Genomic DNA, 22,650 nt, shown 5'->3' on the forward strand with positions numbered 1-22,650 from the left:
AGATGGATTTAAAGATAGAAACTTTAAATTCAGAAAAGTAAAAAGAAAAATAAATCTAATATTAAAAATCTGACATCTAATTTTAATAATGTTACAGAATCAAAATCATCAACAATTAATGACCGATCTGAAGGAGCTGGTAGACAAGACGAAAAGTCAGGTTGCAGCTCAGGTAAACTCGGCAATGGTGGTTTTGTACTGGGAAATAGGAAAAAGAATAAATGAAGATGTTTTAGATAATAAAAGAGCAGAGTATGGCAAAGAAGTTATTGTACAAATCTCTCAACAACTTACATTAGAATTTGGAAATTCATTCTCTGAAAAAAATATCCGAAAAATGATGCAATTTGCATCTGTTTTCGATGACTTTGAAATTGTCGCATCAGCGATGCGACAATTATCATGGACCCATTTTTTGCTTCTTATACCTATTTCTCAAGATACTAAAAGAAACTTTTATCTTGAAGTTTGTAAAATTGAAAACTGGAGTGTTAGGATCTTGAGAGAAAAAATCAATTCTCTGCTTTTTGAACGAACAGCAATAAGTAAAAAGCCTGAAGAAATAATACATAAAGAGCTGAAAAACTGGTCTGAAAAGAATATTTTAAATCCTGATTTGGTTTTTAAAGATCCCTATTTTCTTGATTTTTTAGAATTGAAAGATACCTTTTCTGAAAAAGATTTGGAAGAAGCCATTATTGTAGAGCTGCAAAAATTCATTTCTGAGTTGGGAAGTGATTTTGCATTTCTTTCAAGACAAAAAAGAATCACAATAGATAATAGAGATTACTACCTGGATTTACTTTTCTATCATAGGAAACTAAAATCTTTAGTTGTTATCGAGCTAAAATTAGGTGAATTTGAAGCCAGTCATAAAGGTCAGATGGAGCTATATCTCTCATATCTGAATAAATATGAAAAAGTAGAAGGGGAGAACCCTCCCATTGGTTTAATCCTTTGTTCAGGAAAAAATACCGAACATATAGAACTCATGAATCTGGAAGGGGATAATATAAAAGTAGCAGAATATTTACTTATCTTACCTTCTGAAAAAGTTTTGCTTGAAAAATTGCATCGTTCAATAGAGATAGCAAGAAATAAATTTGAAAATAAAAAATAAATCTAATATTAAAAATCTGACATCTAATGTCTAATAACAAAAGAATTTTCGTAGAAAAAAGAGGAATTTTCGATGTTGAAAGTCCAAAAATTTTTGATGAAGTAAAAGCGGTTGTTCCGGCAGTTCAAAGCGTGAAAGTATACAATGTATATGATATTTTCAACTTGAATGACGGAGAATTCGAAAAAGTAGTAAACAACACCTTTGTAGACCCTGTTACTGATATTTTACACACAGAAAACCCTGCAAAAGCTATTCATTTCGGAATGGAGTTTTTGCCTGGTCAGTATGATCAGAGAGCAGATTCTGCGCAGCAGTGTATCGCTTTACTGACAGAAAATGAAAAATCAAAAGTAAGAAGTGGAAAACTAATCGAATTTGAAGGAGTTTCTGAAGCGGATTTGGTTAAAATCAAAGACCTTCTGATCAATAAAGTAGAGTCTCAGGAAAAAGACTTGTCAATTCTGGATATTCCTGCTGATGAAACACCATCAAAAGTAATCATCCACGAAAACTTCATCAATTTCAATGATGCGGAACTTGAAAGTTTTTACAATAATCATGGTTTTGCATTAGGATTAGACGACTTGAAATTCATTCAGGAATACTTCAAAACTGAAGAAAGAAATCCTACGGAAACAGAATTAAAAGTATTAGACACGTATTGGAGCGACCACTGTCGTCACACCACTTTCGAAACACAGTTGTCAGACATTCAGTTTGAAGGTCAGTTCAAACACACATTGGAAACTATTTTCAATGATTATATCGAAAAAAGAAAATTCTTAGGCCGTGAGTTGAAGCCAATTTCCTTAATGGATCTGGCAACAGTATGCGGTAAATATTTCCATAAAACAGGAAACCTGGATAATCTTGTTATTTCAGACGAGATCAATGCATGTACGATCCAGATTGAAGCAGAATACGACGGTAAAAAAGAACCTTGGTATTTATTATTCAAAAACGAAACGCATAACCACCCAACAGAAATTGAACCTTTTGGAGGAGCATCCACTTGTTTGGGAGGTGCTATCAGAGACCCATTATCCGGAAGGTCTTTCGTTTTCCAGGCGATGAGATTAACGGGTGCGGCAGATGTTTTAGAATCTGTTGACAAAACTTTACCAGGAAAATTACCTCAGAAAACCATTACAAAACAGGCTGCCAACGGATATTCATCTTATGGTAACCAGATCGGTCTTGCCACTACAATGGTTTCCGAAATCTATGATGAAGGATACAAAGCCAAGAGAATGGAAGTAGGTTTCGTTACCGGAGCTGTTCCTGTAGACTGGGTAAGACGTGAAAAACCTGAAAATGGTGATTCAATCATCATTTTAGGAGGAGCAACAGGCCGTGACGGAGTAGGAGGAGCAAGCGGAAGCTCAAAAGAACAGGACGAAACTTCTATCCACACCATGAGTTCTGAAGTTCAGAAAGGAAATGCGGTAGAAGAGCGTAAAATTCAGAGATTATTCAGAAATCCTGAAGTAACGAAGCTGATCAAAAAATCAAACGATTTCGGAGCAGGAGGTGTTTCTGTAGCAATTGGTGAAATTGCAGACTCTTTAGAAGTAAACCTTGACGTATTACCTTTAAAATATGAAGGATTAAACGGAACCGAGCTGGCTATTTCTGAATCTCAGGAAAGAATGGCGGTGGTAGTAGATCCTCAGGATAAAGAAAAATTCATCAAATTCTGTGAAGCTGAAAACATCGTTGCAGTAGAAGTGGCAAAAGTGACAGATTCCGGAAAAATGCAGATGTTCTGGAAAGGAGACAAAATTGTAGACCTTTCAAGAGCTTTCTTAGATACCAACGGATGTTCAAAATCTCAGGAAGTGAAAATCACTCACCTTGAAGAAGTAAAAGAAGAAACAAAAGCGTTCACCGCAGAAAACTTCCTGAACATCTTAAAAGATAAAAACGTTGCTTCCCAAAAAGGACTATTGGAAATGTTTGACTCTTCAATTGGAGCTACTACAGTGGCTATGCCTTTAGGAGGAAAATATCAGCAGACCCTGATGGAAGGAAGTGTGCAGACATTACCAATTTTAGGAGCAAAAGATATTAAAACTGTTTCTTTGGCAAGCTGGGGATTCGATGCTGAAATATCAAAACAAAACTCACTGTTAGGATCATCTTATGCTGTAGTAGAAAGTGTGGCAAAGATCGTAGCAATGGGAGGTGATTATAAAAATATCAGACTAAGCTTTCAGGAATACTTTGAGAAACTAGGACAAAATCCAGAAAAATGGGGTAAACCTTTGGCTTCACTTTTAGGAGCTTACGATGCACAGATCAATTTAGGTCTTGCTGCCATCGGAGGGAAAGATTCCATGAGTGGAACGTACCAGGATCTTAATGTCCCGCCAACCTTGATTTCTTTTGCATGTGCCAACGGAGATAAAGAAAATATCATCTCTCCAGAATTGAAAAATGAAGGAAACAAACTGTATTTCTTCAATCACATTGCTCAGGAAAGCGGACTTCCGAACTATAATGCTTTAAAAGAAGTTTTTGAATTCATTTTCGAAAATATCAAAGCAGGAAAAATTGTTTCTGTGAAAACAGTGAAAGAAGGAGGTCTTGCAGTAGCTTTAGCAAAAATGAGCTTCGGAAACAGACTAGGTGCTGAAATCAATGCTGATGAAACAGATCTACTAGCTAAAAATATCGGTAGCCTAATCATCGAATCAAAAGAAGAATTAAGTTCGACTGCTCTTCAGTTAATCGGAGAAGTAAAAGACTCAGGAACTTTAAAAATTAACGGTCTTGAATCAAATATTACAGACCTTGTAGCGGCCAATACCAATACATTCGAGAACCTTTTCCCAACAGTAGAAAAAGAAAAAATCACGGTTGAAATTGATACAAAACACAATTCTGTCAACCCAAGAAATATCATCATTAAAAAACACGGAATTGCACAGCCAAAAGTTTTTGCTCCGGTATTCCCGGGAACTAACTGTGAGTATGACACGCTGAATGCATTCCAGAAAGAAGGAGCTGTAGTAAGCAGCTTACCTTTAATCAATATCAATCACCAGTTATTGGATGAAAGCATTGATGCATGGGTAGAAGAGATCAGAACTTCTCAGATTCTTGCATTCTCAGGAGGTTTCTCCGCAGGTGATGAGCCGGATGGTTCTGCAAAATTCATTGTAAACGTTCTGAAAAACGAGAAGATGAAAAACGCAGTTCACGAATTGTTAGACAGAGATGGGATGATTATCGGTATCTGTAACGGATTCCAGGCGCTTGTGAAGTCAGGATTATTACCTTACGGAAGAATCAAAGATCTGGATGAAAACTCTCCAACGCTGGCACACAACGCGATCAGAAGACATATCTCTCAGATGGTAACGGTACAGGTAGTGAATGACGAAAGCCCTTGGTTAAAAGGAATGAAAGGTCAAACTTTCACTATTCCGATTTCCCACGGAGAAGGACGTTTCATGGCTTCGGAAGAAGAAATCAAGAAATTGTATGAAAACGGACAGATTGCCACCCAATACATAGATCTTGATGGAAACATTGCCCATGGGATGCCTTTCAACCCGAATAACTCACTATTCGGAATCGAAGGAATTACCAGCCCATGTGGAAAGATCTATGGAAGAATGGGACACCCGGAACGATTTGCTGAAGGTCTCATGAAGAATATACCAACCGCGAATTATCACAACATATTCAAAAACGGTGTTGAATACTTCAAATAATAATACAAGAAAAATGATCGTCATCAATGGCGATCATTTTTCGTCTTTAGGAGGTTTCTACGAAGAAGCTTCCAATGTCCTGATGAAAGATACAGACTGGAAAGTAGGAACATTGGATGGCTTTGATGACATTCTTTATGGTGGTTTCGGAGTGATTGAAGGTAAAGAAGAAATTGAAATCATTTGGAAAGAATCAGAAAAATCAAAAGAAGATTTAGGCTATGAAGCTACCCAAGAATTCTACGAAAACAAAATCAGAAAAGGAAAACCTTTCAACACAGAATTAATTCAACAGAAACTGGATGATTTGACAGAAGGAAAAGGACAGACTCTTTTTGATATCCTGGTAGAAATAATAGAATCACATGCCAATATTACATTTAAGTTGGAATGATGAGTAATGAGTAATGAATGAAAATTTTTAAATGTTTACATTTTCCAGCTAGCTTCATCAAATCAACTTGTCATTCTTTGCTCCCTTTCATTTAGAATATATACTTTGCGTTAAAAACCGTATAAATTCAGGATAATTATTTCTCTTAAACAGTTTTTTCTTAATACTTTTACTTCAACAAAACAGGAAACAATAAAGTTGAATGAAGAAAATTATTTACGGGCTGTTCTTCGGTGACAGCATTACCTACGGTGAATATGACGGAGTTTTTGGCGGTTGGGTAGATATTCTGAAAAGATATGCCCTGCAGAAATTTCACGAAGGAAATGGAGATGAACTGATCCTGTTCAATCTAGGAATAGGAGGAGAAACAACAGAAGGATTATTAAAAAGAATTCCTCATGAATTAAACGCAAGAAATTCTGCCGATGGAAATATCATTTTTCTATGCTATGGAGCCAATGATCTTGCAGTAAAAGATGGAGTACAGATCGTAGATCCTGAAAAATTTAGGAATAATATTAAAGAAGCTATCGCACATGCCATAAAGTTTTCCGATACAATTTATCTCGTAAGCATTCTTCCTTTTTCTCAAAAAATAGATGGAGTAGTGGTAAGTTCCGGGAAGAAAAGAATCAATGAGGATGTAGTTGTTTACAATCAGATCTTGAAAGATATTGCAGCTGAAAATTCTCTGGCATATATTGATTTCTATTCCGCTTTTCTGGATGACAAAGAAATCCTTCTTTCCGCAGACGGTGTACATCCTAATGAAAAAGGCTATGGAATGATGGCTGAAATCGCAATCCCAATTATTGAAAAATATTTATAATGCCATATTTATTTTCTTACGGAACCTTGCAAAAAGAACAGGTTCAAAAGGAAACCTTTGGAAGACTTCTACAGGGTGAAAAAGATATTTTATCAGGCTACAAATTAAGTATGCTTGAAATTACAGATCCTGAAGTACTGCGAAAAAGCGGCCAGAAATACCATCCCGTACTTGAATTTTCTGGGAATGATGATGATCAGGTAGAAGGAGTGCTTTTTGAAATAACAGAAGCAGAAATCCTTCAGGCTGACGAATATGAAGTAGATGATTATAAAAGAATTGAAACCATTTTTAAATCCGGAAAAAAAGGATTTATCTATGTCGGGAAATAGTCATTGCGAGCAAAGCGAAGCAATCTCACTATCTCAGATAAAATTCCAACGGAACCTTTGTTATTCCGAGCAAAGCAAGGAATTTATACAATAATTGGTTTATAAAATATATTGAGACTCCTACGGAGAGACAAAATTGGAATAGACTAAGCCAAAAGAAAATAGCCGCAGAAATTCAATTCAATAGGAACGGGCTTTAGCCCGTTTATGTAAAAATCTTAACCCTCAAAATGGCTTTAGCCAAAACTTAAAAACAATATCCTATTCAATCAATTTAAAAAAACTCCTGACACCCCCTTGTCACAACCTCCTCTTATCTTTGCTCTATCATAAAGAATTAATAATGAATAACGTAAAAATAAAACCTTTTAAGGTAATCGGAATCTCAGTAAGAACAACCAATGAAAATGGGCAGGCTGCAAAAGACATTCCGGTATTATGGGAGAAAATGATAAACGAAGATATTGTCAATTCAATTCCAAATAAAATAGACAATACCATCTATTCCATTTACACAGACTACGAAAAAGACCACACAAAACCATACACTACAGTTCTTGGATGTGAAGTAGAAAACCTTGATGATATTCCGGAAGGAATGGTTGGGTATTCTTTTGATGGTGGAGATTATCTGAAATTTACAGTAAAAGGAGATGTTTCAAAAGATTTGGTAATCAATGAATGGATCAAAATCTGGAATATGGATTTAGGAAGAACATTTACAGCTGATTTTGAAGTCTATGGAAAAAAATCACAGAATCCATTAGACGCAGAAATTGATATTTTCATCGCTGTGAAATAAAAAAAATAAAATATTTCTAACTTTCAGATACTTTTGAACTGAAGACGTGATATTCTCCTCCCTGGAGGGGTGACGAAAATTCAAAGAATTTTTGACGGGGTGGTTAGAACCTATAAAAACAAGAGTTTTATGGTCTTCATAAATCTTACAACATATTTTCCATACACCAGAATCCCGACAATTACTGCTGCTATGGCCGTCAGCACCACAGCACCTGCAGCAATATCTTTAATAAAGCCAATTCTTTTGTCAAAATCAGGCTGAATGATATCACAGATCTTTTCAATAGCAGTATTGAAAATTTCGGCACTTAAGACAGCAAACGAAGCAATAAGAACCAATGCAGTATCTGTACTGTTTAATTTGAAATAAAAAATAAGAAAGAGATTGACAAAGAATGCCAGAAGTTCAATCTGGAAATTTCTTTCTGTTTTTATCATCATGAAAACACCCCGGAAAGCATTGAGAAAACTTTTATGAATGGGAGGTTTTTGCATGATTTTCAAACTTTTTTCACAAATATAGGTTTTGTATTTGATAAAAAAACGAATATCCGCAGAAATCTAAGTATAATATCAAGGCTCAAAACAGGTTAAGGATATTTGTGAAAAACTCCTCCATATTATTCTTTTCTTTGTTGTATCTATTTATTATATTTGTAGAAACTTATTTTATAAATCTATGAAATTTATTATTTCAAGTGGTGAACTGCAGAAGGCGTTGCAAACTGTAAGTGGCGTAATATCAAGCTCTCAATCGAGACCGATTTTAGAAAACTATCTTTTTGAATTAGACGGAAATAATGTTACCATTACAGCATCTGACGGCGAGACAACTCTTGTTACTTCTCTGGAAGTAAAGTCTGATGATACAGGTAAATTTGCTGTTCCTGCTAAAATTTTTCAGGATTTTATCAAGACATATGGTGAACAGCCTCTGACATTTGTTGTAAAAGACAATGTCGAAGGTACTGGAAGCCAGCTTGAGATTTTAGATGAAAAAGATAATTTCGCAGTAGCATTAGACAATGCTGAAGACTATCCTGAATTGCCGGAATTCGACGCTTCACAAAGTGTAACGATGCCTGCAGGAGTTTTGTCTGAAGCTTTGACAAACACACTATTTGCTACAAGTAACGACTCTCTTCGTCCGGTAATGACAGGAGTTCTTTTCCAGTTTGGAGAAAATGAAACCAATTTCGTTTCTACAGACTCCCACAGATTGGTGGTGTACAAAAGAGCAGACCTGATGAATGCTGAGCCGATGGAGTTTATCATGCCTAAAAAGCCTCTGAACATTTTCAAAAATATCCTGGCAAGTTCCAATGAAGACGTTACCATCGACTTCAATGAGAATATGGCTAAATTTACTTTTGGTAAACATATCTGGATCTGTAGACTGATTGACGGAAAATATCCAAACTATACAGCGGTAATTCCAAAGGAAAACCCAAATGTATTGACAATCAACAGAAACTTGTTGTTAGGAGCAATCAAAAGAGCATCTATTATGTCTAACAAATCTACCAATCAGGTAAGATTCAAGCTTTCCGGTAATATTCTTCACCTTCATGCAGAAGATACTGAATATGCAAACAAAGCAGACATGCAGATTCCTTGTGACTACAACGGAGAAGATATCAATATCGGATTCAGTTCAAAATTCTTAACTGAAATGCTGACAATCCTAGGATCTGACGATATCACTATGAAAATGTCCCAACCTAACAGACCAGGGATCATCGAACCTCTTGACGGTCTTGAAGAAAATGAAAATATCTTAATGTTGTCAATGCCGGTAATCGGATTGTAACATTAACATAACATATACAAAAAAGCCGGAATTTTCCGGCTTTTATTTTTTCAATGAAGTGATGATATTTTGTAGTTGCTCTATCATCTTGTCTTTATCTTTTAACCTTTCTTCATACAAAAATTCTATCTTACCGGTTTTATCCTTATTCTCCTGATAGAGATTTTGAATTTCTTGATGACCCACCGAAGTGTCATAAAAGTATTGTTGATTATAAATATTATTTGGGTTTACATCCAGTAGTTCATAAACCGGGGTTTCTAATATTTCTGCTATTTGGTACAGGCGGTCTACAGTAAGTTTGGTCTCGTTTTTCTCTATTTTACTATATGCAGCCTGGCTGATGTGTAACTCATCTGCCATATTTTCATGGGAAAACCCTTTCTTTTTGCGATGTTCTTTTATCTTTTCAATAATGATTTCCATAGTTTCCATAACCAATGATTGTAATTTTTGTTACAAAAGTAATATTTTTATTGCAAAAGTAATATAATATTTTTATGAAATGTTCTTATACTTGTTCAATTATTAAATATATAAATCACAATGCATTGATAATATTACTAATAGCTAACTTAAATAGAACACAATGAAAAAATCTATTCTATCAGGGTAAAACGAACTCCCGTAAAAACCACATTTAAAATATAGGGGAAATACCTATATAATAATTTGTCGATAATTGGTACTATTACCGCTTATTAATTTAAACATAAATTCACAATGAAAAACAAATTTATTTCAAGGTTACTTTCCTTAGTAGCCATTATGGTCTTGTTATATTCCTGTAGGAATGAACTAACAACAGAACAAGAAATATACAACAACAGTAGTCAATTCAGACCAACATCTAAAACAATTCGTTTAGAACAAAGTAAACATAAATCACTTCTTAAAACTGAATTACAAAAAGCACAAAACAATTTAACAAACATTAAAACCAATGCATTAGGCAAAACCGTTGATTATGCAAATGGTGTTTCCATTGACACAGACAATGTGACATACATTGAATCTGGACCGACTTTCCACACTTACACATTTAATCTGGTCCGGGAAAATGCTCCTGAAGATGCTCCTTTAGAAAATCTGGTGTTATCTTCTTTGCCTGATGGAAGCTATAAAGAGCTTTTAGTAACGTATAATTTTACACAACAGGAAAAACTTGACCTACTTTCAGGAAAAGGAGTGAAAACAGCTGATAGAGCTACTGCTATTGAACTTGCAAAAGGAACTTATGGAGGAGTGATTTCTAATAGAAGTATGGGAGTTGCCGAATCTTGTTCTTATCAAACAGTAGATATGTATTTTTCTTGCTACACAGGAGAACATCATCAAGGAAATGAAAGCAGTTGGGGAAGCTGTAATTGGCAAAATCAAGGAGGTTACCCAGCTCAACATATTACTGTTGTAGCATTAGTATGTACAGCAGATACAAGTCTCGGAATTGACGGTGCACCAGGAGGTGGTACTGGTTCTGGTGATGGAGGAGGTTTAGGAGGAGGAAGTAATACAGAAACACCTACAATTCCAACTCTTAGTAGATTCTTTTTTTATGCTAAAAAACTTCCAGTAGATTTAAAAACTATTCTTTATGACATGGCAAATACTGAGTTTTATGATACTTTCCAAGCTTTTTTTGATCTAAATGGAGGGAGCATAGAAGCACAAAATTTCATTACACTGTGTTTGCAGGCCAATTTGCCAAGTACTATAACAACAGCACAGTTTAAAAAGTTCTTTCTTGATGGTTATACATTAGATTTTCACAATAAGCTTTCTCTACTTTCGGTATCAGAGATTCAAGATTATGTAGCTATAAATCTAGAAATTGAAAACTCTCCTTATGATGAAGAATATATAAAAGAAACAAACGAAGCATTTGTTGCATTTACCTCTTATGCAGACATTGAAACCATGACGGAAGCGCAGATGGGAACAGTTCTTAATCAATGCTGCCCTTCTATTATTATTGTACCACAAAATGTGATTCATGAAAAAACTAAAATGATTATTGCAAATTATCATTTTAATAGAAAATTTTATCCTGAATGGAGTAAAGCAAAATGTTTTTGGAAAGCTTCTGGAGAAACAATACAATTGCTATTAGATTTGGGAGGTTTAGTTCCTGTTATAGGAGAAGTATGCGACTTAACAAATGGTGTTATTTATACTATACAAGGGGATGGTTTGAATGCAAGTTTAAGCTATGCTTCAGCAATTCCTATTGCAGGTTGGTTTGCAACAGGATCTAAATTTGGAGTAAAAGTTATGAATGCTTCCGATATTGCTTCCAGACAAGTGTTAAAATGGGTTGTTGGAACAGATGGATTGATTAAATTTGGATATTCAAATCAACTGAGAAAAGTATTAAAACTAACAGATAAAGCAAAGCAGGCACATCATATTATACCTTGGGCTTATAATATACAAACGCACCCAATAGTACAAAAAGCAGCAAAATCAATGAATGCATTTCATTTGAATGAGGCTTTAAATGGTATTGCAGTTGCCTCATGGAGAAATCAACCTAATCATCATGCTTATAATAATAGAATTTTTACTAAATTACAAGCATTGCCTTCTAATCTAACGGCTGAGCAATCATATGTGGAATTAATGAAAATAATCAATCAAGCTAAACAAGCTATAATTAATAATCCAAATACACATCTAAATGATTTAGTCTTTTAAATTATGAATTATTACAAAATAAATTTTACATTAAGTACGAAAATAAGAGGAAATGATAACTATATAAAAGATTATAAACTTAAAATTCCTCCCACTGGTCAATTATATTGGGAAGTTCCAAAGTTTGTAGGAAATATCTATCATGAAAAGATAAATTTTGAACCATACTTATTAGATATTGAACTTTTTGCCAATTCAAAAGTTAATGATTTGATAATGGACGGAGGACCAATATCCGGTAAATTAATTATGAGTGGTACATTGAAAAGAATATTAGAAAAAAGCAGAAATACAGGAATGCAATTTTTCAATATAAGTATTTTAAAGAAGAATGAGGCATATCATGATTATTGGTTAATAAATATGTATGAGTTTAATCAAGAATTTATTGATTTCAAAAATTGTAAAATTATTTATGAGAAAAAAGATGAAAATTTTAATGTCACATATTCTACCAAAAATATAGAGATTCACGTAGATGATTTAGAAGAGTTTGAAAATCACTTGAAAAGAACAAAGGAAAAATTGGAAATAACAATCATTGAAAAATTAGCTTTAAAAGAAGACATTATCGGCGATGATTTTTTTTCACTAAGATATGTTTCAGGTGGTGTAGGCTATTATGTATCTGAAAAACTAAAAAATAAGATAGAAGATACAGGTTGTACAGGAATAGAATTTCAGCCATCCGAATTAAGCTATAATGAATGGGTAGCTCCAGGAGGAGAAAGAGAAAAAGTTTATGGCAAATTATAAAATTATGAAAAAAATAGTTTTCATTTTTATTATGTTTATTGGTTTGAGCGTTAATGCTCAAGCCAATAAACCATTTATACCTACAAAAGGAGAAATTACATTTAAAGAAGTATCAAAGATTATAGATCGTAAATTATTTGATAAAGATTTACAAATTTCAAAAGAGAAATTTAAAAAAACTTTACAAAATTCTTTATTAAAAGAAAGTAATGGAAAAGGAAAAGAAATAGAAATAGAGCAGATGGTATCACAGAATGCTGAAATGATGGAAATGATGATGTTTCCACAAGATTCTTCACAAATCTATGCTTTTAAATTTGACAACTTCAAAATTATAAGCTCTAATTCGGCAGATGAAATAATGTCTGAGCGATATGAAGTAATTGATACGCAAAAGAATATTTCTACTACATTTTCAAAAATAGATTCCACAACTACTTTTAATGAAAAGATATATGCTTATTCTTCAAATATAATATTGAGAACAATTGTAGATAAGAAAAGTAAAAAAACAATCAATGGTTATGATTGTTATAAGGTAATTTACGAATACAAAGAAAATAATGAGGGGAATGATGAAGATTATCTTGAATTTATTAGAAATACTATCTACAAACGTGAAATGTGGGTAACGGACAAAATACGATCTTTATACCATCCTGTAGTATTTGAGAAATCTATTTTAGAAAAATATTATCCTTTGGATATTTTGGAAACTCAAAGTGATATTAAAGGTTATGAAAGGAAATTTACTTTACAAACTTTAACCCTCAAATAAAAAATAGCATAAGATTAACGAAAATTTATTATCTTAAAGTGGCTTCTAAATTTCTCTATTTCTCAAAAAAACACGACATTTGTAGCTTGAAAAAACACATCGAAATAAGTGTGGAATTTCAAATAAAAGTTTCAAAATAGAGCAGATGAAACCTTTGTGGCATCTGACAAATTAAATAAGTAGATAGATTAACAAATGAAAATATCAAACAACTGGCTGAAAGACTTTGTAAAAACGGAATCAAAAACTGAAAGAATCGGTGAATTCCTTACAGATATAGGTCTTGAGGTTGAAGGGATAGATAAATTTGAAAGTGTAAGAGGCAGCCTGGAAGGAATTGTTGTAGGTAAAGTTTTAACTTGCGAAAAACATCCTAATGCTGACAAACTGAAGAAGACAACTGTAGACGTAGGAAACGGAAAAGTGTTGAACATTGTTTGTGGAGCTCCTAATGTAGAAGCTGGACAAACTGTTCCTGTAGCTGTTGTCGGAACGAAAATCTATGACAAAACCGGAAACTTTTTTGAAATTAAAGAAGCAAAAATCAGAGGTGAGGTTTCTCAGGGAATGATCTGTGCTGAGGATGAACTTGGTCTTAGTGATGATCATGGAGGTATCATGGTGCTGGATGAAACTAAATATGAAGTAGGGAAAAACTTTGCTGACTATTTTGAACTTACCAATGACGAAGTGTTTGAAATCGGATTAACACCGAACAGAACAGATGCTATGTCTCACTATGGTGTTGCCAGAGATTTACACGCTTATCTTTCTACAAACCAATTGAAATCTCAATTTAATAAAGTAGCTTCTGAAGTTTTGAATAGTGAGGGAACTCATGATTTCAAATTGGAAATTGAAGATGCAGAATTGTGTCCAAGATATATCGGAGCTGTGATTGAAGATGTAAAAGTTGCAGAATCACCATCTTGGTTAAAAGACAGATTGAAAGCGATCGGATTAAGCCCGATCAATAACGTTGTAGATATTACAAACTATATTCTTCACGGATATGGACAGCCGCTTCATGCATTTGATGCAGACAAAATTGCAGATAAGAAAGTGAAAGTAGGTGTGGTAAAACCGGGAACGAAATTTACGACTTTAGATGGTGTTGAAAGAACATTGAATGGTTCTGAAATCATGATCAAAGACGGTAAAGATAAGCCAATGTGTATTGCCGGAGTATTCGGTGGTGAGAAATCAGGAGTATCTGAAGCTACGAAAATAATATTCCTTGAAAGTGCTTATTTCAATCCTATCGCCGTAAGAAAAGGAGCTAAAGCACACAGCTTGAATACAGATGCTTCTTTCAGATTTGAAAGAGGGGTAGATCCAAACCTTACAAGAACAGCAATCACTCATGCTGTTAAAATGATTCAGGAAATTGCTGAAGGAAAATTAGTAGGGGAGTTACTGGAAGAATATCCTAAGAAAATAGAAGATAACTATGTGATTATCAGATTCTCTAAAATTGAACAGATTTTAGGAACAAAAATTCACAGAGAAAAAGTAAAGGAAATCTTAAAAGCTTTGGAAATTCAGGTTTTAAATGAAATTCCTAACGGTTTTGAAATCTCTGTTCCTGCTTACAGAGCGGATGTAACGAGAGAAATTGATGTGATTGAAGAGATTTTAAGAATCTACGGATATAATAAAATTGATGCTCCACAGAAGATTTCGTTTACTCCTGTTAAGCTAAGTGCTAACGATCAGGATGAACTGGAAAACAGCTGGGCAAGAACTTTACAAAGTATTGGTTTCAATGAAGTAATGAACAATTCATTGACTTCTGTAAAAGATGAAACAGATGCGGTAAAACTATTAAACCCTTTAAGCGGAGATCTGGCATTCATGAGAAAGTCTTTATTAGAAGGACTTCTTCAGAATACAGTATACAATATCAACAGAAAGAATCAGGATATCAAATTCTTCGAATTAGGAAAAATTTATCACAAAAAAGATAAATACGAAGAAAGAAAGCAATTGGCATTATTGGTTTCCGGAAGAGATGTTGCAGAAAACTGGCTTCAGTCAAAGTCTGCTGTAAGTTTCTATAACCTTAAAGCCTATGTGAAAGTTTTATTGGAAAGACTTGCTGTAAACTATAAAGAAGTAGCTCTGTCTGACGAAAGATTCTCCGATGCATTGGTATACGAAGCGGATGGTAAAGCTTTGGTGAGAATTGGAAAAGTAGCTCCGGCTTTATTGAAAGATTTTGATATCGATCAGGAATGTTTCTATGCAGAAATTGAATTGGAATATGCTCAGGAATTGCGTTCTAAAAATGAACTGAAATTCAAAGATATTCCGAAATTCAACAAAATCAGAAGAGACTTGGCTTTATTAATTGATAAAACGGTAAATTATCAGGATTTATATCAGACGGCTAAAAAGAACAAATCTCCATTCATTAAGAATATTAATCTGTTCGATGTGTATGAAGGTAAAAATCTTCCTGAAGGTAAGAAGTCTTATGCAATGAGCTTCGAGCTGTTAAACGAAGAAAAAACACTGGAAGAAAAAGAGATCACTGAAGTAATGGATTCTCTTATCAAAGCTTTCCAGAAAGAATTCAACGCAGAATTGAGATCTTAATACTTGAAAATATATATTTCACGATAATAAAAACGGACTTTTTAAGTCCGTTTTTTTAAGGTTTAATAAAAATGTATTAACATGTTTCAGCTAAAGCCAAATGAATTTTTGTTTAGACAAAATGGGCTCCCTTCGACTAGGTTCAGGATTATAGCCCATTCTTATTGAATAGCATTTGTGATATTTGTGAATATATTAGTGTTATTAGTGTTTAAAATAGAAGGTTTTTATAAAAATAATCTATCCCAATCTTGTCACTCCGTAGGAGTCTCAGTATGTTTTATAAAACAATTATAGTATAGATTCCTTCGGAATGAGAAGGCAACGTTACAACTTTAGTGCAGATAAAGTTCTTATGTTTTAGCGCTTTTAACCCTTTTTTTGATCATCAAGAACATAAAAATAATTCTGAAAAATATTCAAAATATCAAGTGTTAAAGAATAATAAAATTCACGGCAACCCGTTTAAATAATATAATTTCCGTAAATTTGGGTTAATTCAAAAAGTAAAAAATGAAAAATCTTTTTTTAAGTATATGTACAGTTGCAGTTTTGGCTTCATGTGGATCCATGACAAGCCCGTCTGCGTCTAAAGTAGGAAAAGCTCAGCCTGCTCTTGCCAACACAAAATGGACATTGGCTGAAACGGTAAAAGGCAAAGTTCCAACATTGAATATTGAAGGAGAAAAGATCACTGGAAATGCCGGATGTAACAACTATTTCGGAACAGCTACAATAGATCCGTCTACAGGTGGTTTTACAGCGGGACAAATGGGATCTACAAAAATGATGTGCAACAATATTGGAGTAGAGCAGAACTTTATGGATATGATGGGAAAAGCAAACAAATATGTGATTTCCGGAAATACTTTAGAATTGTATAAAGACAATCTTTTACTATTGAAATTCACTAAATCAGAATAAAAAACAAAAGGAACTCAATTGAGTTCCTTTTTTATGTTTAGAGTATTATTAATCTTCCTCTTCTTCGTCGTACTTAGCCAACTCTTCGTCGCACCATTTGAACGCTGCTTCTACTACTTTAGTAGCCTCGTCTGCCATCGTTTCTTCATCATCACCTTCAAGATCATCTAACCACTCAACTTCTTCTTCCTCAACGTTTAAGATAAATCTTGGATATTCTGTATGAACTACGAATAGATCCTCTGGAAATTCCGAATTATCTGCTAATAAAAACTTTGGTAATTTCATTTTTTTAATGTTTTAACTTTCTCAAAGATAAATAAAATTATTGACTTAAAATTACTTCAAAAACATTTTTGAAACTTTTTCAGCTTTTTTGCTTTCAGAATAATCGTAGAACCCTTCACCTGATTTTACACCAAGTTTCCCCGCTGTTACCATATTTACAAGCAATGGGTTTGGAGCGTACTTAGGATTTTTGAAACCGTCATACATTACATTCAGGATGGCAAGGCATACATCAAGACCAATAAAGTCAGCCAGCTGAAGTGGGCCCATCGGATGAGCCATTCCCAATTTCATTACCGTATCAATTTCTTCTACACCAGCAACTCCGTTGTAAAGTGTTTCGATAGACTCATTAATCATTGGCATCAAAATTCTGTTCGCCACAAAACCTGGATAGTCATTCACCTCTACAGGAACTTTCCCTAGCGTTTTACTCATGTCATAAATAGCATCAAAAGTCTCTTTAGATGTAGAATATCCTTTGATGATTTCTACCAGTTTCATGATGGGAACTGGGTTCATGAAGTGCATACCGATTACTTTATCAGCTCTTTTGGTAGCTGCAGCAATTTTGGTGATTGATATAGATGAAGTATTGGTTGCAAGGATACAGCCTGCAGGGGCCAGTTCGTCCATCTGACCGAAGATCTTCAATTTAAGATCCATGTTTTCTGTAGCAGCCTCCACAATAAGGTCAGCAGCTCCTACTGCATCATTTAATGCTGTAAAAGTTGTGATGTTGCCTAAAGTTTCTGCTTTTTGCTCCTCTGTAAGGTTTCCTTTTGCAATGATTCTGTCAAGATTGGTAGTAATGGTTTTTAAACCTCTGTCCAAAGCTTCCTGGGATACGTCTACAAGATTTACTTTAAAACCGCTTTGTGCGAAAGTATGTGCAATACCATTTCCCATGGTTCCTGCTCCGATAACTACAATGTTTTTGATCATTTTTCCTTTATTTTTTATAGATAGTTAAATTTTTTATGTCCGTAAGCTCCGATTGAGTGACAACCGCTGTAGAATCAAAGAAAACATTTCCTACATTTTGATTTTTCTTACTGTTATTCTGATTAGAAACAGCCGCTGTTAATCCTCTTACAAGTCGTTTTTTTTGATTCTTTGTAAGAAAATCAGTACCAACATATAATGTATATTCTCCTTCTCTACCTCTTCCTTTTTCTATCAGGATCTCCATACTTTTGATCTGGCTTTTATTCTTAAATTCCTTCAGAAAGCTTACCACAGGCTTATCAGATGGCGGACCACAGCAGACACTTCCGTAGCTGATTTGTAAATAATTCTGATTCTTCTGAGAATAAAAGAATGTGAAAGCAAATAGAGCCGTTGTTACTATTAATTTTTTCATGTTAAAATCGCTTTAAAAATAAGCTTAAAATTTTATTTATTAAAATATTCCCAGACTTCCCTGGAAATATCTGAAATCATCTTGCAGTTAATGGTATCCGTTTCCGTTGAGTTACTGACAAATACAGCTAATGCATAATGTTTGCCATTAGGTAAAGTAATGATCCCAATTTCATTTTCCGCACCTGTTAAGCCTGCATCATTCTTCCCGGAAGATCCAGTTTTTCTTGCCACGGGAGTGTTTTTTGGAAGCTGCTCTACCATTTTATTCAATCCTGTTGAAGTAGACCACATTACTTTCATCAGATAATCTGTAGATTTTTTGGATAATAATTTTCCGTCATAGAATTTTTTAAGAGCATCAGCTGCTGATTTTGTAGTGCTGTAATTTTCATACTGAACATTCCAGTCTTTATGCATTGCCTCTTCATTATATTTGATCTGAAAGCCTTTTACTCCTTTGGAATCCATAAACTTCTGTACAGTCTGAGTTCCTCCCAATAGTTTTAAAAGAATGTCACAGCCATTATTATCGCTTTTGGCAACTGTATATTCAATCACTTCACTTAACGGAATTTCAACCTCTTTTCCGGCATATTGATCACGAAGCGGCGACCATGTGTTCTCCAATAAATTTGAATGATCCAATTTAATTTTCTGATCTAAGGAAAGTTTCCCCTGATCTACTGCATTCAAAACCGCAACAGCAATGTGAAATTTAAATACACTTTGCATCGGAAGCTTTTTGTCTGCATTTTTATTATATTTAAAACCATTTTCAAAGCCTAAGACCGAAACACCTACGGTTGCCTTTTTGTTCTTAAGAATTGAGTTTATTTTTTGTTCTAATAGAGAAGTCTGAGCAAATGTAAATGCTGAGATCAAAAGAAAAAAGAATGCTGTTTTTTTCATAATAATATCATTAAAAAAGCTCTCTTCTGAAGACCAAAAGAGAGCTGCAATTTAAGACAATTATTACTATTTTAATTCAAAATAATTCAGATTGGCACCATCATTTTCAAAGACGATTCTGATTTTATTTTCTCCCTTCTGAAGGTTGATGTTTTTTGCCGAAATGGTCTTCCAGTTCTCATTTCCTCCAGTGTATGCCAGCGGTATCGTAGCTAAAACTTTTCCGGAAGCTGTTTCAATTCTTATTTTAGAGGCATTGGAAGCCGAATATCTGATGTCAATTGCATAATTTCTATCTCCTTTTGACTGAACCGTATACTGAAGCCATTCTCCGGTTTCTGTTTTCCCCACATAATATTGGTTCGTAACCTTGTCGTTACATTTATAGATATCTACACCATCATTTCTCATCTGCTGTCCGGAGTTCCATTCCGATCTTTTGGCAGGATCACTTACCCAAAGGTTAATAAAATCTTTATCCAGATAAGCAGAACCCATTCTTCCCAAATCATATTCTGAAGCGAATATTCTTCCCGGCGCCTGATGGTTTCTGAACGGTTTTGTAGAAGCCTCTGTAATCTGTCTGAACATCGCATCAATCACATCTCTCTTAATCTCAGTATTGTTCAGTTTGTAATGGTCTGCAATCTGTAGTAAAGCTTTTTTTGCATACTCTTTAGATGGTTTTTCACCGCCATTTTTCCAGTAATCCAACAGTTTCTCATACTCAGGAGTGATTTTTACATTGTTAATTCCGGCAATATTATCAATCTTTTTCATCGGCCAGAATGCATACCCGATATTGTGTTTACCCAAAAGCTGGATCAGTTCAGTAAACCAAACATTTGAATTCTCACCAGTCTCACCAAGCCAGATTGGCATATTATGCTTTTCTCTTAGATCCAGTGCAAATTTCAGCGTTTGATCATCATTGTAATTCCAGTATTTATGAAAACTAAAAGCCATATTATTATCCCATATAGCCGGTAATCCGTTATAATTATTTCCCCATCCGTTTCCTTCAATGAAAATAATATGCTTTTTATCAACCTCTCTGATGGCTGCTGTGATATCCTTCTGAAGCTTCCAAAGTGGAGCATTAGACATTTCATCAGTACCATTAGGATTTTTACCTGTGAAATTGATATTAGGTTCATTAATCAGGTCATAACCTCCAATCCATGGATTGTCTTTATATCTTTCGGCCAGCCTTTTCCATAGTGCTACAGTCTTTCTCTGATTCTCTTCATTCTCCCAAAGCGAAGGTTTAGACTTATCATTATCAGAGATATTAGCATCATTTCCCTGGCCACCCGGAGCAGCATGAAGATCCAGAATCAAATATATTTTGTTATCTGTACACCATTGAAGAAGATCATCAGTCATTTTAAAACCTTCATCCAGCCACGTATCTTTTCCCTTTACAGGCTCTTTTTCAATCGGCAGCGTATAAAGATTGTAATGCATCGGCAGCCTTATAGAATTGAATCCTGCTTTAGCCAGAAAATCAATATCCTGTTTTGTGATTCCGTTTTTAAGATACGCTTTGTAGAACTCATTCATTCCGTCTTCACCAATTAATTCTGCAATTTTCTCCTTAATCTTATACTGAGGTCCCGCAAAATCAGCAGTTTTCAGCATATATCCTTCCTGAAGCATCCAACCGCCCAGCCCAAGGCCTTTCAATTGAATATTTTCACCTTTATCATTAACGATTTTCTGTCCGGAAGTTTTTAATAATTGTGATGTCCCAAATTGAGACAATAAAACTGCGGATAATAGAATGGCTCTTTTCATAGTATTTTCAATGGTTTAAAAGAATAGGGAAATATTAGAGTTGATAGAGAATGCTGACATTACAAGATGAATCTGTATTCAGTTCATTAAAGATGTCAGATATCCATATATGTAAAACAAAATCTTTCAATATTGTATCGAATTATTCTTCAAATATATAGTTTTTTTATTTTGAAAAGGATTTTTTATTGATAAATAAGCAATTGTTAATGAAAAGTTTTTATTTCATCACAAGAATTAAAGGATGCAAATCAGAAATTAACAGAATAAATAATACCGCTTCATCAAATCGATTTTTAATCGATTCAACCTTTGCTCACTCAATTAATACATAGCTGAAAATGAAACCTTTGCGTTTGTAAAATAAAAAAAGCTACCTCATAACCCCATTATTCTGATTATAAGATAGCATTATATCTATTGCTGCTTATTTAGACAGCGTATTTTTAACTAATAAGTCTCATAATTTCTAAAGCCACTTTCAATGCTTCAGTTCCGTCTTCAAGAGAAACCTCTACATTTTTGTTGTCTGTGATGGCATCTGCAAAAGAATTCAATTCATCCAGAATAGCATTGTTAGGCTGGATATTAGGGTATTCAAACAAGATCTGGTTCTTTTCTCCCTCTGCATTTTCAATAATCATATCAAATGGAGTAGGGTTTTCAGGAGCATCCTTCATTCTGATTACTTCAGCTTTTTTCTCAAGAAAATCAACGGAAATGTAAGCATCTTTTTGGAAGAATCTGCTCTTTCTCATAGCTTTCATAGAAATTCTGGAAGTCGTAAGATTGGCTACACATCCATTTTCAAACTCTATTCTTGCATTGGCAATATCCGGAGTTTTGCTTACTACACAAACACCGCTTGCGTGAATGTTTTTCACTTTAGATTTCGCAATACTTAAAAGAATATCAAGATCGTGAATCATAAGATCCAATACTACAGAAACATCCGTACCACGAGGATTAAACTCTGCCAGCCTGTGAATTTCAATAAACATCGGAGTACTGATGTATTCTTTAGTAGCAATAAATGCAGGATTATATCTCTCAACGTGTCCTACCTGTGCTTTGATTCCTTTTTCCTGGCACAAACGAAGAATTTCTTCTGCCTGCTCAAGCGTTTGGGTTACCGGTTTTTCAATAAAGAAATGAAGACCTTTTTCGATGGCTTTTAGCGCATAATCATAATGATAAACTGTGGGAGTGACAATGTCAAGCATGTCAATCTGCTCAAGCAATTCATCAAAATTTTCAAAATATTTATATCCGAATTCGGCTTCTAATTTCTTTCCGTTTTCAACATCTTTATCGTGGAAACCTACAAATTCATATCTATCAGACTGATTAAGAAGTTTTAAATGTATTTTTCCCAAGTGTCCGGCACCTACCAAACCTGCTTTTAACATAGCTGTATTAAATTTTTGTAAATATAGTGAATGTACATTTATAAAATACATGACTTTTCACTTGATATATTCAAGGTTCAGCACATTTATTCATTAAAGAAATTACAGTAAATTCACG

At 34.2% G+C, this 22,650-nt stretch carries 20 protein-coding genes; 12 read left to right on the forward strand and 8 right to left on the reverse strand.

Going from position 1 to position 22,650, the window contains the following annotated elements:
- The first annotated feature begins 118 nt into the window (after window positions 1-118).
- The 6 genes from CQ046_RS03125 to CQ046_RS03150 all read left to right on the forward strand — a co-directional run bounded on the left by CQ046_RS03125 (window position 119) and on the right by CQ046_RS03150 (window position 7,202).
- Window positions 119-1,120, forward strand: a complete 1,002-nt coding sequence (locus CQ046_RS03125) for a YhcG family protein (protein ID WP_228406868.1) — start codon at window positions 119-121, stop codon at window positions 1,118-1,120.
- A 26-nt stretch (window positions 1,121-1,146) separates the two neighbouring features.
- Complete coding sequence (locus tag CQ046_RS03130) at window positions 1,147-4,842, forward strand: phosphoribosylformylglycinamidine synthase (protein WP_105700861.1); 3,696 nt, start codon at window positions 1,147-1,149, stop codon at window positions 4,840-4,842.
- Entirely contained in the window at window positions 4,823-5,236 is a 414-nt protein-coding gene (locus CQ046_RS03135; protein WP_105700862.1) for a ribonuclease inhibitor, read from the forward strand. The genes CQ046_RS03130 and CQ046_RS03135 overlap by 20 nt, the downstream gene beginning before the upstream one ends.
- A gap of 202 nt (window positions 5,237-5,438) precedes the next feature.
- Window positions 5,439-6,068, forward strand: coding sequence for an SGNH/GDSL hydrolase family protein (locus CQ046_RS03140; protein ID WP_105700863.1), 630 nt, complete (start codon window positions 5,439-5,441; stop codon window positions 6,066-6,068).
- A complete protein-coding gene (locus CQ046_RS03145; protein ID WP_105700864.1) occupies window positions 6,068-6,400 on the forward strand; it encodes a gamma-glutamylcyclotransferase family protein in 333 nt (110 codons plus the stop codon). The genes CQ046_RS03140 and CQ046_RS03145 overlap by 1 nt, the downstream gene beginning before the upstream one ends.
- A 343-nt stretch (window positions 6,401-6,743) precedes the next feature.
- Entirely contained in the window at window positions 6,744-7,202 is a 459-nt protein-coding gene (locus CQ046_RS03150; protein ID WP_105700865.1) for a GyrI-like domain-containing protein, read from the forward strand.
- Between the two features lie 110 nt (window positions 7,203-7,312).
- Here the strand turns inward: CQ046_RS03150 and CQ046_RS03155 are convergent, their stop codons facing one another.
- Window positions 7,313-7,699: a diacylglycerol kinase family protein gene (locus CQ046_RS03155; RefSeq protein ID WP_105700866.1), complete on the reverse strand. Its 387-nt coding sequence runs from the start codon at window positions 7,697-7,699 to the stop codon at window positions 7,313-7,315.
- A 184-nt stretch (window positions 7,700-7,883) separates the two neighbouring features.
- Here CQ046_RS03155 and dnaN point away from each other — a divergent pair, with 184 nt between their 5' ends.
- On the forward strand, window positions 7,884-9,014 hold the full coding sequence (gene dnaN, locus CQ046_RS03160) for a DNA polymerase III subunit beta (protein WP_105700867.1): 1,131 nt from the start codon (window positions 7,884-7,886) through the stop codon (window positions 9,012-9,014).
- Window positions 9,015-9,056: 42 nt separating this feature from the next.
- Here the strand turns inward: dnaN and CQ046_RS03165 are convergent, their stop codons facing one another.
- Entirely contained in the window at window positions 9,057-9,449 is a 393-nt protein-coding gene (locus CQ046_RS03165) for a helix-turn-helix domain-containing protein (RefSeq protein ID WP_105700868.1), read from the reverse strand.
- Between the two features lie 288 nt (window positions 9,450-9,737).
- Between CQ046_RS03165 and CQ046_RS03170 the strand changes: the two genes are divergently transcribed.
- The 5 genes from CQ046_RS03170 to CQ046_RS03190 all read left to right on the forward strand — a co-directional run bounded on the left by CQ046_RS03170 (window position 9,738) and on the right by CQ046_RS03190 (window position 16,764).
- A complete protein-coding gene (locus CQ046_RS03170) occupies window positions 9,738-11,708 on the forward strand; it encodes an AHH domain-containing protein (protein ID WP_105700869.1) in 1,971 nt (656 codons plus the stop codon).
- A 3-nt stretch (window positions 11,709-11,711) separates the two neighbouring features.
- Window positions 11,712-12,464 (forward strand): imm11 family protein, encoded by a 753-nt coding sequence (locus tag CQ046_RS03175; protein WP_105700870.1) that lies wholly within the window; start codon window positions 11,712-11,714, stop codon window positions 12,462-12,464.
- A 4-nt stretch (window positions 12,465-12,468) separates the two neighbouring features.
- Window positions 12,469-13,242 carry a hypothetical protein gene (locus CQ046_RS03180; protein WP_105700871.1) on the forward strand — a complete coding sequence of 258 codons (774 nt, stop codon included), beginning with the start codon at window positions 12,469-12,471 and terminating at the stop codon, window positions 13,240-13,242.
- 195 nt (window positions 13,243-13,437) lie between these two features.
- Window positions 13,438-15,840 (forward strand): phenylalanine--tRNA ligase subunit beta, encoded by a 2,403-nt coding sequence (gene pheT / locus CQ046_RS03185; protein ID WP_105700872.1) that lies wholly within the window; start codon window positions 13,438-13,440, stop codon window positions 15,838-15,840.
- A 513-nt stretch (window positions 15,841-16,353) separates the two neighbouring features.
- Entirely contained in the window at window positions 16,354-16,764 is a 411-nt protein-coding gene (locus tag CQ046_RS03190; protein WP_105700873.1) for an META domain-containing protein, read from the forward strand.
- 48 nt (window positions 16,765-16,812) lie between these two features.
- Here CQ046_RS03190 and CQ046_RS03195 read toward each other — a convergent pair whose 3' ends face one another.
- The 6 genes from CQ046_RS03195 to CQ046_RS03220 form a co-directional block, all read right to left on the reverse strand.
- A complete protein-coding gene (locus tag CQ046_RS03195) occupies window positions 16,813-17,052 on the reverse strand; it encodes a hypothetical protein (protein ID WP_002977986.1) in 240 nt (79 codons plus the stop codon).
- A gap of 51 nt (window positions 17,053-17,103) precedes the next feature.
- Window positions 17,104-17,994, reverse strand: coding sequence for a 3-hydroxybutyryl-CoA dehydrogenase (locus tag CQ046_RS03200; protein ID WP_185126140.1), 891 nt, complete (start codon window positions 17,992-17,994; stop codon window positions 17,104-17,106).
- Window positions 17,995-18,004: 10 nt separating this feature from the next.
- A complete protein-coding gene (locus CQ046_RS03205) occupies window positions 18,005-18,415 on the reverse strand; it encodes a hypothetical protein (RefSeq protein ID WP_105700875.1) in 411 nt (136 codons plus the stop codon).
- A gap of 32 nt (window positions 18,416-18,447) precedes the next feature.
- Window positions 18,448-19,326: a CGA/CIA family class A beta-lactamase gene (bla-A, locus tag CQ046_RS03210; RefSeq protein ID WP_105700876.1), complete on the reverse strand. Its 879-nt coding sequence runs from the start codon at window positions 19,324-19,326 to the stop codon at window positions 18,448-18,450.
- A gap of 66 nt (window positions 19,327-19,392) precedes the next feature.
- A complete protein-coding gene (locus CQ046_RS03215) occupies window positions 19,393-21,123 on the reverse strand; it encodes a cellulase family glycosylhydrolase (RefSeq protein WP_105700877.1) in 1,731 nt (576 codons plus the stop codon).
- A 446-nt stretch (window positions 21,124-21,569) separates the two neighbouring features.
- Window positions 21,570-22,532: a Gfo/Idh/MocA family protein gene (locus CQ046_RS03220; RefSeq protein WP_105700878.1), complete on the reverse strand. Its 963-nt coding sequence runs from the start codon at window positions 22,530-22,532 to the stop codon at window positions 21,570-21,572.
- Window positions 22,533-22,650: the final 118 nt, after the last annotated feature.

Origin of the sequence: Chryseobacterium sp. MYb7 (assembly GCF_002979455.1) — a bacterium.
Taxonomy (GTDB): Bacteria; Bacteroidota; Bacteroidia; order Flavobacteriales; family Weeksellaceae; genus Chryseobacterium.